The 14,980-nt window shown below is 70.5% G+C and carries 13 protein-coding genes; 8 read left to right on the top strand and 5 right to left on the bottom strand.

All coding sequences use genetic code 11. The annotated features are described in order from the left end of the window. Window positions 1-90 precede the first annotated feature (90 nt). Both ilvC and serA read left to right on the top strand, forming a co-directional pair. Window positions 91-1,089 carry a ketol-acid reductoisomerase gene (gene ilvC / locus RNB18_RS14185; protein ID WP_311714456.1) on the top strand — a complete coding sequence of 333 codons (999 nt, stop codon included), beginning with the start codon at window positions 91-93 and terminating at the stop codon, window positions 1,087-1,089. A 232-nt stretch (window positions 1,090-1,321) separates the two neighbouring features. After that, window positions 1,322-2,911, top strand: coding sequence for a phosphoglycerate dehydrogenase (gene serA / locus RNB18_RS14180; protein WP_266527359.1), 1,590 nt, complete (start codon window positions 1,322-1,324; stop codon window positions 2,909-2,911). Between the two features lie 57 nt (window positions 2,912-2,968). On the opposite strand, the gene RNB18_RS14175 is transcribed toward serA, so the two are convergent. Then, window positions 2,969-4,507: an MFS transporter gene (locus RNB18_RS14175; protein ID WP_311714455.1), complete on the bottom strand. Its 1,539-nt coding sequence runs from the start codon at window positions 4,505-4,507 to the stop codon at window positions 2,969-2,971. Between the two features lie 76 nt (window positions 4,508-4,583). Between RNB18_RS14175 and RNB18_RS14170 the strand changes: the two genes are divergently transcribed. Beyond that, the gene (locus RNB18_RS14170) at window positions 4,584-5,174 is read left to right on the top strand and encodes a TetR/AcrR family transcriptional regulator (protein WP_311714454.1); all 591 of its coding nucleotides are present in this window, start codon (window positions 4,584-4,586) and stop codon (window positions 5,172-5,174) included. Window positions 5,175-5,294: 120 nt separating this feature from the next. Here RNB18_RS14170 and RNB18_RS14165 read toward each other — a convergent pair whose 3' ends face one another. Together RNB18_RS14165 and RNB18_RS14160 are read right to left on the bottom strand one after the other, a co-directional pair. Beyond that, window positions 5,295-5,939, bottom strand: coding sequence for an HAD family hydrolase (locus RNB18_RS14165; RefSeq protein WP_311714453.1), 645 nt, complete (start codon window positions 5,937-5,939; stop codon window positions 5,295-5,297). A gap of 55 nt (window positions 5,940-5,994) precedes the next feature. Beyond that, on the bottom strand, window positions 5,995-7,362 hold the full coding sequence (locus RNB18_RS14160) for a PucR family transcriptional regulator (protein ID WP_394817614.1): 1,368 nt from the start codon (window positions 7,360-7,362) through the stop codon (window positions 5,995-5,997). Window positions 7,363-7,489: 127 nt separating this feature from the next. On the opposite strand from RNB18_RS14160, the gene RNB18_RS14155 reads away from it, so the two are divergent. From RNB18_RS14155 to RNB18_RS14145, 3 genes are all read left to right on the top strand, one after another. Continuing rightward, on the top strand, window positions 7,490-8,416 hold the full coding sequence (locus tag RNB18_RS14155; protein ID WP_311714451.1) for a proline dehydrogenase family protein: 927 nt from the start codon (window positions 7,490-7,492) through the stop codon (window positions 8,414-8,416). A 39-nt stretch (window positions 8,417-8,455) separates the two neighbouring features. Next, a complete protein-coding gene (pruA, locus tag RNB18_RS14150) occupies window positions 8,456-10,087 on the top strand; it encodes an L-glutamate gamma-semialdehyde dehydrogenase (protein ID WP_311714450.1) in 1,632 nt (543 codons plus the stop codon). 65 nt (window positions 10,088-10,152) lie between these two features. Next, entirely contained in the window at window positions 10,153-11,001 is an 849-nt protein-coding gene (locus tag RNB18_RS14145; protein ID WP_311714449.1) for an alpha/beta fold hydrolase, read from the top strand. Between the two features lie 16 nt (window positions 11,002-11,017). Here RNB18_RS14145 and RNB18_RS14140 read toward each other — a convergent pair whose 3' ends face one another. Further along, entirely contained in the window at window positions 11,018-12,031 is a 1,014-nt protein-coding gene (locus RNB18_RS14140; RefSeq protein ID WP_311714448.1) for an NADP-dependent oxidoreductase, read from the bottom strand. Between the two features lie 93 nt (window positions 12,032-12,124). On the opposite strand from RNB18_RS14140, the gene RNB18_RS14135 reads away from it, so the two are divergent. Continuing rightward, the gene (locus RNB18_RS14135; RefSeq protein WP_311714447.1) at window positions 12,125-13,021 is read left to right on the top strand and encodes a LysR family transcriptional regulator; all 897 of its coding nucleotides are present in this window, start codon (window positions 12,125-12,127) and stop codon (window positions 13,019-13,021) included. A 217-nt stretch (window positions 13,022-13,238) separates the two neighbouring features. Continuing rightward, window positions 13,239-13,370, top strand: coding sequence for a hypothetical protein (locus RNB18_RS14130; RefSeq protein ID WP_020121043.1), 132 nt, complete (start codon window positions 13,239-13,241; stop codon window positions 13,368-13,370). Window positions 13,371-13,422: 52 nt separating this feature from the next. Here the strand turns inward: RNB18_RS14130 and RNB18_RS14125 are convergent, their stop codons facing one another. Continuing rightward, the gene (locus RNB18_RS14125) at window positions 13,423-14,979 is read right to left on the bottom strand and encodes a purple acid phosphatase family protein (RefSeq protein ID WP_311714446.1); all 1,557 of its coding nucleotides are present in this window, start codon (window positions 14,977-14,979) and stop codon (window positions 13,423-13,425) included. Between the last annotated feature and the right edge of the window lies 1 nt (window position 14,980).

The following is a 14,980-nucleotide window of genomic DNA, read 5'->3' as shown; positions in this document are numbered from 1 at the left end:
GCCGCCCGTATACCGAGACCCGGAAACTTCATCTCAGCCCGCCGTCATACGGTGGGACGCAACACCTGCAGACCAAGGAGAGAACCCAAAGTGGCCGAGCTGTTCTACGACGCCGACGCCGACCTGTCCATCATCCAGGGCCGCAAGGTCGCGGTCATCGGTTACGGCAGCCAGGGCCACGCCCACGCGCTGTCGCTCCGTGACTCGGGTGTCGACGTGCGTGTCGGTCTGCACGAGGGCTCCAAGTCCAAGGCCAAGGCCGAGGAGCAGGGCCTGCGCGTGGTGACGCCGTCCGAGGCCGCCGCCGAGGCCGACGTCATCATGATCCTGGTCCCGGACCCCCTCCAGGCCCAGGTCTACGAGGAGTCCATCAAGGACAACCTGAACGACGGCGACGCGCTGTTCTTCGGCCACGGCCTGAACATCCGCTTCGACTTCATCAAGCCCCCGGCCGGCGTCGACGTCTGCATGGTCGCCCCCAAGGGCCCGGGCCACCTCGTCCGTCGCCAGTACGAGGAGGGCCGCGGCGTTCCGTGTATCGCGGCCGTCGAGCAGGACGCGACCGGCAACGCCTTCGCGCTCGCGCTGTCGTACGCCAAGGGCATCGGCGGCACCCGCGCCGGCGTCATCAAGACGACCTTCACCGAGGAGACCGAGACCGACCTGTTCGGTGAGCAGGCCGTTCTCTGCGGTGGTACGGCCGCGCTGGTCAAGGCCGGTTTCGAGACGCTGACCGAGGCCGGCTACCAGCCGGAGATCGCGTACTTCGAGTGCCTGCACGAGCTGAAGCTCATCGTCGACCTCATGTACGAGGGCGGCCTGGAGAAGATGCGCTGGTCGATCTCCGAGACCGCCGAGTGGGGCGACTACGTCACCGGCCCGCGGATCATCACGGACGCCACCAAGGCCGAGATGAAGAAGGTCCTCGCCGAGATCCAGGACGGCACCTTCGCCCGTGAGTGGATGGCCGAGTACCACGGCGGTCTGAAGAAGTACAACGAGTACAAGACCGCGGACTCCGAGCACCTGCTGGAGACCACCGGCAAGCAGCTGCGCAAGCTGATGAGCTGGGTCGACGAGGAGGCGTAAGCCTCAGGCCACGGGGCCGGAGCAGACCAGCTCCGGCCCCGTTGTCCAACCCGTCGCATCACGGACGGGTGATCCTTCCGCAGAGGCGCGGGGCGACCGTCCTGGCGCCACTACACTGCCGTATTACATACGCGTCAGGCCCACAGCGTCGTGCGTCTCCAACGCGGCAAGCACCCCTCCACCGCCTGCGGCCGTCGGGACGGCCGTCCGCATTGGACTTGTGAGGACTCACGTGAGCTCGAAACCCGTCGTACTCATCGCTGAAGAGCTGTCGCCCGCGACTGTGGACGCGCTTGGCCCCGACTTCGAGATCCGGCACTGCAACGGAGCGGACCGCGCCGAACTGCTCCCGGCCATCGCCGAGGTCGACGCGATCCTGATCCGCTCCGCCACCAAGGTGGACGCCGAGGCGATCGCCGCCGCGAACAAGCTGAAGGTCGTCGCACGAGCCGGCGTCGGCCTGGACAACGTCGACGTCTCCGCCGCCACCAAGGCCGGCGTGATGGTCGTCAACGCCCCCACCTCGAACATCGTGACCGCCGCCGAACTGGCCTGCGGTCTCCTCGTCGCCACCGCCCGCCACATTCCGCAGGCCAACGCCGCGCTGAAGAACGGCGAGTGGAAGCGCAGCAAGTACACGGGCGTGGAGCTCGCCGAGAAGACCCTCGGTGTCGTGGGTCTGGGCCGGATCGGTGCGCTGGTCGCCCAGCGCATGTCCGGCTTCGGCATGAAGGTCGTCGCCTACGACCCCTACATCCAGCCCGCCCGCGCCGCCCAGATGGGCGTCAAGGTGCTGTCCCTGGACGAGCTGCTCGAGGTCTCCGACTTCATCACCGTCCACCTGCCCAAGACCCCCGAGACCGTCGGCCTCATCGGCGACGAGGCGCTGCGCAAGGTCAAGCCGAGCGTGCGGATCGTCAACGCCGCGCGCGGCGGGATCGTCGACGAGGAGGCGCTGTACTCCGCCCTCAAGGAGGGCCGGGTCGCCGGTGCCGGTCTCGACGTGTACGCGAAGGAGCCCTGCACGGACTCCCCGCTCTTCGAGTTCGACCAGGTCGTCGCCACCCCGCACCTCGGTGCCTCCACCGACGAGGCCCAGGAGAAGGCCGGTATCGCCGTCGCCCGCTCGGTGCGCCTCGCCCTCGCCGGTGAGCTGGTGCCCGACGCGGTGAACGTCCAGGGCGGCGTCATCGCCGAGGACGTCAAGCCGGGCCTGCCCCTCGCCGAGCGCCTCGGCCGCATCTTCACCGCGCTCGCCGGTGAGGTCGCGGTCCGCCTCGACGTCGAGGTGTACGGCGAGATCACCCAGCACGACGTGAAGGTGCTGGAGCTGTCCGCTCTCAAGGGTGTCTTCGAGGACGTCGTCGCCGAGACGGTGTCGTACGTCAACGCCCCGCTGTTCGCCCAGGAGCGCGGCGTCGAGGTGCGACTGACGACCAGCTCGGAGTCGGCCGACCACCGCAACGTCGTCACCGTGCGCGGCACGCTCGGCAGCGGCGAGGAGGTGTCGGTCTCCGGCACGCTGGCCGGTCCCAAGCACCTCCAGAAGATCGTCGCGGTCGGTGAGTACGACGTCGACCTGGCCCTCGCCGACCACATGGTCGTCCTCAAGTACGAGGACCGTCCCGGCGTCGTCGGCACGGTCGGCCGTATCTTCGGCGAGGCCGGTATCAACATCGCCGGTATGCAGGTGTCGCGGGCGATCGCCGGTGGCGAGGCGCTCGCGGTCCTCACCGTCGACGACACGGTGCCCGCGGGTGTGCTGACCGAGGTGGCCGAGGAGATCGGGGCGACATCGGCCCGTGCGGTGAACCTGGTCTGACGCTTGACGACAGGAGGCTGGGCGGACCGGGAGTTCCCGGTCCGCCCAGCCTGTTTTTCATGCGAGTGACTTCTCCGGTTCCGGTTCCGGCTCCGCCGCCTCCTTGCGCACCTCGACTCCTCGCAGCGTCAGCGCCGCCAGGCCCGCCGCTCCGACCAGCAGCACCGCCCCCGCGATCGCCGCGCCCTGCATTCCGCTGGTGAACGCCTCCCGGGCCGTCGTCGCGAGCCCCGGGAACCGGTCGGCCACGGCGAGCGCCCCGCCCAGCGTCTCCCGCGCCGCATCCGGCGCCGCATCCGGCATCTCGTGGCGGTAGACCGCCGTACCGATGGAGCCGAGGACCGCCATGCCGAGGGCGCCGCCGAACTCCGCTCCGGTCTCCATCAGGGAGGACGCCGAACCGGCCCGCTCCACCGGGGCGCTGCTCATCGCGAGGTCCGTGATCTGCGAGATCACGGTGACGACGCCGACGGCGAGGACACCGCACGCGGTCAGGACCAGCGCCATCGAGTCCGTGCCGGTGAAGGCCAGCAGCGCGTAGCCGGCCGCGCCGATCGTGAAGCCGGCGGTGACGACGTGGGCGCGGTCGACGCCCTTCTGGACCAGGGAGGTCGCGAGCGGGGCCGCGGCGCCGATCGGCACCGAGGGCAACAGCGCCCACAGGGCCGCCTCCAGCGCGCTCTTGCCGAGCACCGACTGCAGATACTGCGTGGTGAAGTAGGCCGAGCCCATCATCGCGAACGAGGAGATGAGATTGAGCGCGACGGAGGGCGCGAAACCGCGGCCGCGGAACAGGGCCGGGGAGATCATCGGCGAGGCCGTGGTGCGCTGGCGGTGCACGAAGAGGACCGCGAAGAGCAGACCGACGGTGATCGAGACGACGTAACGGACGTTCCAGCCCTCGGACGGAATCTCCTTCAGGCCGTAGACGACGGGCAGCACCGAGGCCATCGACAGGGGGACGCTCAGCCAGTCGAACCGGCCGGGCGAGGCGGCCTTCGACTCGGGCAGCAGGATCGGGCCGAGGACCAGGAGCAGCACCATCGCGGGCAGGTTGACCAGGAAGACCGAGCCCCACCAGAAGTACTCGACCAGCACACCGCTCATCACCGAACCGAGCGCGATCCCGGCCGTCATCACGCCGGACCACATGCCGATCGCCTTCGCGCGCTGTCCGGGGTCGGTGAACATCGTGCGGATCAGCGCCATCGTCGACGGCATCAGGGTCGCGCCGCCGATGCCGAGGAGCGCTCGGGCCGCGATGAGGGTCTCCGCGCTGTTCGCGTAGGCGGCGATCAGCGAGGCGGTGCCGAAGGCGACGGCGCCGATCAGCAGGAGCCTGCGGCGGCCGATGCGGTCGCCCAGGGAGCCCATCGTCATCAGCAGGCCGGCCAGGACGAAGGCGTAGATGTCGAAGATCCACAGTTGCTGGGTGCCGCTCGGCTCCAGGTCCGCGCTGATCGACGGGATCGCGAAGTAGAGGACGGAGACGTCCATCGAGACCAGGAGCAGCGGAAGCATCAGGACGGCGAGGGCGGTCCATTCACGGCGGCCGGCGCGGCCGGACGGGGTGGTGGTGCTCGTCGGGTTCGTCATGACGGTGACTATACGAGCGTCTTAAACGCTTGTCTATGACGCTTGTATAAATCGCTTGTCTAGATAGGCTGAGCGCATGGGACATCGCGAGGATCTGCTCGAAGGCGCCAAGCGCTGCCTGCTGGAGAAGGGGTTCCTGCGGACGACCGCGCGGGACATCGTCAAGGAGTCCGGGACGAACCTGGCGTCCATCGGCTATCACTACGGCTCGAAGGACGCGCTCCTGGCGCAGGCCTACGTCTCGCTCGTCGAGGCGACGGGGGACCGATTCGACCCCGGCGGGGCGGGGGAGGGCGCCCTGGCGACTGCTCCTGGATCGCTGGAGCGCTTCCAGGAGGTGTGGACGCACATCGTGAACGCGGTGGGCGAGTCGCGGGCGATCTGGTTGCTCAGCTTCGAACTGATCGTGCAGGGCGACCGGATGCCGGAGGTGCGCCGGATGCTCGTCGAGGCGGAGGAGCAGGGCCGCTCGGGGCTGCTGCCCCTGTTCAACGGCATCCCGGAGGAGGAGCAGGGCAAGGACGCCGTCGACTCCGAGGGCCGCTTCTACCAGACCCTGCTCCAGGGACTCATGGTCCAGATGCTGTTCAACCCGGAGACGGCGACGGACGCCGCCCAGCTCACGGAGGGCCTGCGCCGCGTGATCGAGGGTGCTACGAAGGGCTGACGGGTCCGCCTGATCCCGGCCCGGATGGAGGGCCCGGCGCCGACTCCGACTCGTCCAGCACCAGCAGCCTCGGCTCGACATCGGTCGTGTTCACGGCGTCCGGGTCACGCACGATCAGTTTCAATGATTGTCCCGACCGCTGGTCACGCGCCGGACGGCGGACGCGGTGTCCGGGGTGGTGAGGATGGGCCGGTAGTCCGGTTCCGTCCACGGCCGGCCGGCCGAGACCCATACGCTCCGCGCTCCGACGCCCAGCGCGCCTCGGATGTCCGCGGGGGCCGAGTCGCCGATCATCCACGAGCCGTCGAGCGCGGCTCCGGCGACGGCGGCCGCCGCGTGGAAGATCTCCGGCTCGGGCTTCCAGTGCCCGGCCGCCTCGGAGACCACCCAGCCGTGGACGAGCCGGTCGAGGCCGGAGTTGCGGATCTTCGTCTCCTGCTGGACGGTCCGCCCGTTGGTCACGATCACGCAGGACCAGCCGGCGGTGCGGGCCTCGACGAGCGCCTCGCGGACCGGGTCGGACAGGGTGATCCGGTCGGCCGCGCCCCGGTCGAGGAAGTCCTGGGCGTCGATGCCGCCGTACCGCTCGGACAGCGCCCGCGCGACCTCCCGCCGTGGTGTGTGGCCGCTCGCGTCGAGGGTCATCAGCCAGTCCAAGTCCCCTTCGGGCAGGCCGTGTTCGCTGAGAAAGCCGGTCGCGGCCGCACGGAAGGCGGCGTCCCGGTCGACGAGGGTGTTGTCGAGGTCGATCATCAGTAGGGGCACGGGGATCAGTCTCCCCGCGCCGGTCGCACGCCGAACGCGGCGATCACGGTGCCGCTTACAGCCGCGCCCCCTTGAGCGCCATGTGCAGCAGCAGCCGGTCCTCGCCGTCGTCCAGGTCCAGGCCGGTGAGCTGTTCGACGCGGGAAAGGCGGTAGTAGAGGGTCTGGCGGTGGATACCCAGTTCCGCGGCGGTGCGGCCGGCCTGGCCCGCGCAGTCGAGGTAGACCTCGGCGGTGCGGGCGAGTTCACGGTGGGCGGGGGAGAGGAGGGGGCGTACGACGGGGTCGTGGGCCGTCTCCGGGGGCAGCGCGGTGAGCAGACGGTACGGGCCGATGCGCGACCACTCCGCGACCGGCCCGAACCGGGGTTCCGCGAGCGCGGCGCGGGCCGCTGCCGACGCCTCCTGCCAAGCGGGGGCCAGCTCGGCAAGGCCCACACGGGCCTCGGCGACCCCGGCGACCCCGGCGCCGAGGGCTGGGGTGTCCCGTGCCGCGCCGGGGGGTGCGGTGCCCTGCGTCACTCCCGCGGCTTCCGTACCGCGCGCCGCACCCTGGGATGCCGTGCCGCCTGTCGTGCCCGGGGCTGCGGTGTCCCGGCTCGCGCCTGAGGCTGCCGTGTCGCCCACCGCGCCCGGGGCCGCCCGCTCCAGCAACCGCCCCGCCGCCGAGCTCGCCGGTGTCAGGGTGTCGGTCGCCCGTAGCCGTACCAGGACCGCCAGGGCCTGGCCCGTGACACCCCACGGCACCGTGCACAACGCCGTCGCGTGCGGGACCGTACGGGCCGAAGGGGCGTCGTCCGGGTCGGCGGACGGCCATGGGGCGACGCACACCACGGTGTACGGGCCGTCGGCGCGGGGACCCAGCGCCGTACGCAGGGCGGCCACCGCCATGTCGCCCTGCCAGCCGCGCTCGGCGGTCAACACCGCCCGCAGCTCCCGGCTCAGGTCCGCCCCGTGCTGCGCCTCGTCCGCGAGCAGTGCGCCGATACGCGCCGTCACCCGCATCGCCGCGTCCAGCTGCGGGTCGGTCGGGCCGGGGTCGGAGTCCAGGAGCCAGACGTAACCGAGGACGACCCCCCGATGACGTACGGGCAGACAGATCCGCCCGCGATAGACCCCCGCCTCCGGAGTGGGCGGAATCCGCACCGGCCCGCTCGCCCGGGTGATGCCGAAGCCCTCGAACCACGTCCGGACCGCGGCCGTGGAGCGCCGGGTCAGGATCGAGCGGGTGCGGACGGGGTCCAGCGCCGACGGATCGAGCTCGCCCTCACTGTCGTACACACCGAAGGCGATCAGCTCGAAGTCGCGGTTCTCCAGGGTCGCCGGCACGCCCAGGAGCTCCGAGATCTCGTCGACCAGCTCCTGGTAGTCACCTGCGCGGCTGAAGGATGCGGCATCGGACGTCACCCGGGCATTCTCCCGCAATTCCGCGGTCCTTCATACATCTGTCTGAGATCTGCGGCACGGATGCGTGACAGCTGTCGATGGCCGACGATCGGGGGGATCCTTAGATTTCACGGTGGTTCTATCTGCTGGTTTGTGGAGGTGCCCCGTGCTGGGTCCCGTGATTCTTGCCGCGTCGCGCAGCGACCGGATGCGACGCCTGATCTCGGCGGCCCCGGTGACCAAGCGGGTCGTCGACCGCTTCATCCCGGGCGAGACGGTCGACGAGATCGTGCCGATCGTCCGCGAGCTGACCGACCGCGGTCTGGAGCTGACGATGGACGTCGTCGGCGAGGACATCACCACCCCGGAGCAGGCGGAAGCCGCCCGGGACGCCTATCTGGCGCTCATCGAGCGGCTCAGGACACTCGAACTGGGTACCAGGGCCGAGATGTCGGTGAAGCTGTCGATGTTCGGCCAGGCGCTGCCCGGGGGTCACGAGCTGGCCCTCGCGAACGTCCGGCCGGTCGTCGAGGCGGCCGCAGCCATCGGTACGACCGTCACGCTCGACGCCGAGGACCACACCACCCTCGACTCGATGTTCGCCATCCACGAGGAGCTGCGGAAGGACTTCCCGCAGACCGGCTGTGTGATCCAGGCCTACCTCTTCCGCACCGAGGCCGACGCCCGCCGGCTCGCCGGGGCGGGCAGCCGGGTGCGGCTCGTGAAGGGCGCGTACAAGGAGCCCGCCGAGGTCGCCTACCAGCAGAAACATGAGATCGACAAGGCGTACGTCCGGGTCCTGCGCATCCTCATGGAGGGCGAGGGATACCCGATGGTCGGCTCCCACGACCCGCGCCTGATCTCCGTTGCCCAGGAACTCGCCCGGCAGGCGGGCCGAAAGCCCGACGAGTACGAGTTCCAGATGCTCTACGGCATCCGCGGCGACGAACACCTGCGGCTCGCCGCCGAGGGCCACCGCATGCGCGTCTACACGGCCTACGGCACCGACTGGTACGGCTACTTCATGAGGCGGCTCGCGGAGAAGCCGGCGAACCTGCGCTTCTTCCTGCGAAGCATGATCAGCAAGGGCTGAGCCCCAACACCCGCTCAAGTGCAAGGAGTTACGGAACCCATGGACGCTGTGACCCAGGTCCCCACCCCCGTCAACGAGCCGGTGCACGGCTACGCCCCCGGCTCGCCCGAGCGGGCCCGGCTGGAGGCCAGGCTCAAGGAGCTGGCCGAGAACCCGGTCGACCTGCCGATGACCATCGGCGGTGAGAAGCGGCTGGGCGGCGGCGAGGCCTTCCAGGTCGTGCAGCCGCACAACCACAAGGCCGTGCTGGGCACTTACCGCAACGCCACCCAGCAGGACGCCCAGGACGCCATCGACGCGGCGCTCGCCGCCGCCCCCGCCTGGCGCGCGATGTCCTTCGACGACCGCGCCGCGATCATCCTGCGCGCCGCCGAACTGCTCTCCGGCCCCTGGCGCGAGACGCTGGCCGCCTCCACCATGCTCGGCCAGTCCAAGACCGCCCAGCAGGCCGAGATCGACACGCCCTGCGAGCTGATCGACTTCTGGCGCTTCAACGTCAAGTACGCCCGTGACCTGCTCGCCGAGCAGCCTCCGGCCAACGCCCCCGGCGTCTGGAACCGCCTCGACCACCGCCCGCTCGAGGGCTTCGTCTACGCGATCACGCCGTTCAACTTCACGGCGATCGCGGGCAACCTGCCGACGGCGCCCGCGCTGATGGGCAACGTCGTGGTCTGGAAGCCGTCCCCGACCCAGACCCACGCCGCCGTGCTGCTCATGCAGCTCCTCGAGGAGGCCGGTCTGCCCAAGGGCGTCATCAACCTCGTCACCGGTGACGGCATCGAGGTCTCCAAGGTCGCTCTGGAGCACCGGGACCTCGCGGGCATCCACTTCACGGGTTCGACGAAGACCTTCCAGCACCTGTGGAAGACGGTCGGCGCCAACATCGAGAAGTACCGCACCTACCCGCGCCTGGTCGGCGAGACCGGCGGCAAGGACTTCGTCGTCGCCCATCCGAGCGCCGACCCCGCGATCCTCAAGACCGCCCTGACCCGCGGTGCCTTCGAGTACCAGGGCCAGAAGTGTTCCGCGACCTCTCGCGCGTACATCCCGGCGTCGATCTGGAACAACGGTTTCCGTGAGGAGTTCGCCGCCGAGATCGACGGCATCGCCATGGGTGACGTCACCGACCTGTCCAACTTCATCGGCGCGGTCATCGACGAGCGCGCCTTCGCCAAGAACAAGGCGGCGATCGACCGCGCGCAGTCGGACCCCACCTGCACGATCGTCGCGGGCGGTTCCTACGACGACTCGGTCGGCTACTTCGTCCGCCCGACCGTCGTCCAGTGCACGGACCCGGCGAACGAGGTCTTCACCACCGAGTACTTCGGCCCCTTCCTCGCGGTGCACGTCTACGAGGACGACACGTACGAGGAGATGCTGACCCAGATGGAGTCGGCGTCCGACTACGCGCTGACGGGCTCGGTGATCTCGTCCGACCGCGCGGCGGCGGCGTACACGATGGAGAAGCTGCGCTACGCGGCCGGCAACTTCTACATCAACGACAAGTCCACCGGCGCCGTCGTCGGCCAGCAGCCCTTCGGCGGCGGCCGCGCCTCCGGCACCAACGACAAGGCCGGCGCCCCGCAGAACCTCCAGCGCTGGACCCTGACCCGCGCCATCAAGGAGACCCTGGTCCCGCCCACCGAGTACGGGTACCCGCACATGGGCTGATCGTCCGTCAGCCATCGTTAAGGGCCGGGCTGTTGCCCGGCCCTTCGTGCGCGCACAATGCGGGCATGACCGCGATCACCGAGGACGGCGTACGACTGTGGGCTTCGCGTTCGGGTGAGGGCGACCCGCTGGTCCTGTGCCACGGCGGGCCGGGACTGTGGGACATGTTCGGGGACATGGCCGCGATGCTCGGCGACCGGGCCTCGGTGATCCGCTGGGACCAGCGCGGCTGCGGCCGCTCGCAGCGGTGCGCGGGACCGTGGACGACCGACCGGTTCGTGGCCGACCTGGACGTCGTACGACGCCACTTCGGCCTGGACCGGATGACGTTGTTCGGCCACTCCTGGGGCGCGCAACTGGCGTTGAGCTACACCCTCGCCCACCCTGAGCGGGTGAGCACGCTGATATACGTCAGCGGGTCGGGCATCGTGCCGGCGTCGGACTGGCACGCCCCCTACACGGACAACCTCGCCGCGCGCCTCGGCGAGGATCCCGAACGGCTCGCCCGCTGGCGGGAGTTGCCGAAGAGGGACCCGGAGCGCGCGCTCCTCCAGTGGACGGCCGACTTCGCGGACCACGAGCACGCCCTGGAGCACGCCCGCCGGATGGCCGACCCCTGGTTCGACATCAACTACGAGTGCAACAAGGCACTGAATGCCGAGACCGCGGGGAGCTGGGGTACCGCCGTCCTGCGCACCGCCTGCACGTCCCTGGACGTCCCCGTCCTGATCATCGACGGCGCCGAGGACATCCGCCCGCGTTCGGCGGTGGACTCGCTGGAGAAGGCATTGCCACGAGTACGGCGGGTGGTGCTGCCGAAGGCTGGTCATCTGCCGTGGGTGGAGGCCCCGGAGGGCTTCCGGGACGAGCTGGAGACCGTGCTCGGCCGTACGTCGAGGCCGGGTCGGAGGTGACCGCGGCCGCTGTACATCACCCCGCCCCGCCCACCTCACCCGGACCGGCCGCCCTCACCAGGATCTTCCCGGTGTTCCCGCCGCGCAGCATCAGCAGGAACGCCTCCACGATCCGCTCGAATCCGGTCACCACCGTCTCGTCGGGAACGAGTGCCCCGGTGAGCAGATGCGGTACGGCGAACTCGTACAACTCCTCCTGCAGGTCCACGTAGTCGCGCACCAGGAAGCCCTCGATGCGCAGGCTCTTCTCCACGACGTCCGCGTGGTTGAAGACGACCGGCGGCGTGTCCGGGGTGTTGTACTGGCCCACCGTGCCGATCCGGACCACTCGGCCGCGCTCCCTGAGCGCACCGATCGCCGCGCCCAGGTGCTCGCCGCCGACGTTGTCGACGAACACGTCGATGCCGTCGGGGGCGGCCTTCGTGAGGAGGTCCGCGACCGGGCCGGACCGGTAGTCGAACGCGGCGTCGTAGCCGACCTGTTCGATCAGGTGTCTGACCTTCGCCGGCGATCCCGCGCTTCCGATCACCCTGCCCGCGCCCAGCAGCCGTGCGAAGCGGCCCGTCGCCGTGCCGACCCCGCCGGCCGCGGCGGAGACGAACACGTCGTCGCCCTCCCGGAGTCGGGCGACGCGGGTGAGGCCGACGTACGCCGTCAGGCCCGTACCGCCGAGAACGCTCAGGTACGCGGAGAGCGGTACGCCGTCATGGAGGGGCAGGCGTCTGGTCTCGGCCGGGGTCACCACCGAGTGGGTCCGCCAGCCCTTCCGGTGGAAGACCAACTCGCCCTCCGGCAGGGACGGTTCGCGCGAGGCGACGATTCTGCCGAGCGCACGGCCCTCCAGCGGGGCGTTCAACTCGAAGTCGGCGTCCATCATTTCGCGGTGGTAGGGGTCTACGGACCAGTACAGGTTCTCGACGAGCGCCGTGCCGCGTGATGGCTCCGGAACCCGGGACTCCACGAAGCGGAAGTGCTCGGGGGCCGGGAAGCCGGTCGGGCGGACGGTCTGGTGCACGGTGAGCGCGGTCATGACCGGGACGGTAGGCAGGAATGCGTGGGTGCGGGCAGAGGGTTGGGCTCATGGAACGGGCGGATCCATGAGCCGCCCTCATGGGGGGCGGAAATGAGCAGTGCTGTCGATCTCGCTCCGCAGGAACTTCGTGTCCTGGTCGCGGTCGCCGAAGAAGGCGCCTTCTCGGCGGCTGCGGTCCGGCTCGGCACGACCCAATCGGGCGTCTCGCACGCCGTGCGCGGCATCGAACGCAAGGTCGGCGTCGTGCTGTTCGAGCGGGGGCGGTTCGGTGCCCGGCCCACCCCGGCCGGTGCGCGGACGGTGGCGCACGCCCGCCGCGTGCTGCGGATGCTGGAGACCCTGGTCAGGGAGGCACGCGACACACCTACGGGCGAGATCGCCGGGCCGCTCCGCATCGCCGCGTTCCGCAGCGCGGCCCTGCACCTGCTGCCGCCCGTACTGGAGCGGCTGTCCGCACGGCACCCGGGCATCGAGGCGACCGTCACCGTCGTACGGGAAGTCGGTCCCGGAACGGCCGGGGAGGTGGCCGAAGGGCGGGCCGACCTCGGGATCGCCGGCCTCGGCACCAGCTCGCCGATCCCGCCGCAGCTCGTCGGGGACGTCCTCCTTGAGGAGCCGTACGCCCTCGTGCACCCGGCCGGGCATCCCGATCCGCGGTCGCTGCCGCTGGTGGACTGGACGGAGAACTGCTCCTCCTACACCCGGCAGTGGTGGGCCGCGCAGGACTGGATCCCTGCCGCGACCGTCCGCGCCGAGGACGACGGTGCCGTGCTGTCGATGGTGGGCAGCGGGCTCGGTATGGCGATCATGCCCGCGCTCTCCCTCACCGCGGCCCCGGCCGGCACCGAGATCACCGACCTCGGACCCGAGCGGCCCACCCGCCGGGTCGGCTACGTCACCACCCCGGAACTCGCCGCCACCGCGACCGTCCGGGCGCTCGTGCGGGAGCTCAGGGCGTCGGTGAAACCGCAGGTCAGTGGCGGGTGATCCACTCCGCCGTCTCAGATAGTAGGAAGTCCGAGTAATTGTGGAGACAGACCGGCCGTCCTCCCTTAGCTTTGTAGGAGCCGAACGTCTCGCTCGATCAAGCGAATGGCGGTCGTGAGCCGGGCCCCATGCAGGCAACCCCTGCGGTCCGTCGCTCCCCGCCCCCTCCGGCGTCTCGTTGTCCCCTTCCCTGGAAATTCGAAGGAGTCGATTTCTCATGGCCGAGACGACCGCCCGCCGTCGAGTCCGTCACACCTCCCGGACCAGCGAGTCCGACCGCAAGAACGCCGCCGCAGCCCTGCAGCGTGCCCTCGACCGCCGTGACAACGGCGGCTCGACCGGTCACTGACCGACCCCTCGAAGCCGGGAGCCGCACCCGAACGAGGTGTGGCGCGGGCCCGTCAGGCCCCGCGCCGCACCTCGAAGTGGTCGATGCGCTCCCCGCTCTGCGCGAGCGCCGACACCGTCAGCCGCGGCCGCGCCCCGCTCTCCGCCGCCACCGAGAGCAGCGAGAACCCGCGGTAGCGCACCCGCGACCACTCCACCGTCTCCTTCCGGGGCTGCTCGGACTTCGTCCACTGGAAGGTCTCGACGGACTCGTGGTCGTGCACGCGCCCCTCGTAGCTCTCCTTCACGCCCGCCGGGAAGCCGTACAGATCCCGGCCGCCCCCGCCGGCCGTCACGTACACGATCCCGTCCCGCGTCGGATCCGTGGCGCCGCCCACCGGCACCGGCCGGCCCACCTCGCCGCCGCGGATCGCGTCCGTCCGCTCGTACACGTGGTTGTGCCCGTTGATCACCAGATCCACCTGGTGCTTCTCGAACACCGGCAGCCACTCGGCGCGCACCCCGCCGTCGGAGGCGTGCGAGGACGTCGAGTACGCGCAGTGGTGGAAGTAGACGACGACGAAGTCGATCCCCTCGGCCGCGCGCAGCTCGGCCAGCCTCTTCTCCAGCCACTTCGTCTGCTTCCCGCCCGTGTGGCCGAAGTTGGCCTGGATCTCGTACGACACGTCGTTCGCGTCCAGCGCCACCACGCCGACGTTGCCGTAGACGAAGGAGTACACGCCCGGTGCCGAGCGCGGGTCGAAGCCGCTGTCCGGGAGGGACCAGCGGGCGAGCTGGCCGCCGTAGCCGTCGGGCGAGTACCAGGCCTCCATGTCGTGGTTGCCGGTCGTCACCATCCACGGCACGCTCCGCGCGACCCCCTCGTTCTGCTTGAGGAACAGATCCCAGAAGCCCGGGTCGTAACCGTCCGACGTCAGGCCCCGGCCGTTGCCGTCGGCGTAGCAGATGTCGCCGGCGTGGAGGTGGAAGGCGGGGTTCTGGCGCAGCAGGAGGTTGTCGTTGGCGGCCGCGGCGGTGCCGACGCCCTGGTCGCCGAAGGCGGTGAAGACGAACTTCTCGGGGCTCGCCGGGGCCGTTCGGAAGCTGCTGATGGTCGAGCGGCGGCTCGGGTCCGCCGGGTCGAAGCCGTCGTGGCCGACGCCGTAGTAGTACGTCGTGCCGGGGCGCAGGCCGTCCAGGGCCGTGTGCAGGTAGTACTGGTCGAGGGCGAGACGTACGCCGGTCTGCCCCGGGGTGTGCAGGTCGCGCAGCTCCGCCTCGATCTTCCGGCTCAGGTCGTCGGGTTGCAGGCCGACGCGGACGTACGGCTTCTTCACCGCGAGCGGGACCTGCCACGAGATCCGCATCTGCGTCCTCGGGTCGGCGCCGAAGGCGAGATGGCGGCCGAAGGGGGCGACGGCGGAGCCGGGCACCGAGGCCGTGGGGGAGGGGACGGCGGCCGGGCTCGAAGGGCTGTTGCCCGCGCAGCCGGTCAGCAGGCCGCCCGCGACCGCGCCCGCCGTCACCAGCGTGCGGCGCCGGGACAGCTTCGTCCGCAGGTACTCGTGCTGCTCGGCCATGGTCATCCGGCGCGCGAGCTGGGGCGGAATGCCGAAGTCGGGGAGGTCCATG

The organism is Streptomyces doebereineriae (genome assembly GCF_031845645.1).
GTDB lineage: Bacteria > Actinomycetota > Actinomycetes > Streptomycetales > Streptomycetaceae > Streptomyces > Streptomyces canus.
This window is presented reverse-complemented; position numbering and strand designations above follow the sequence as displayed.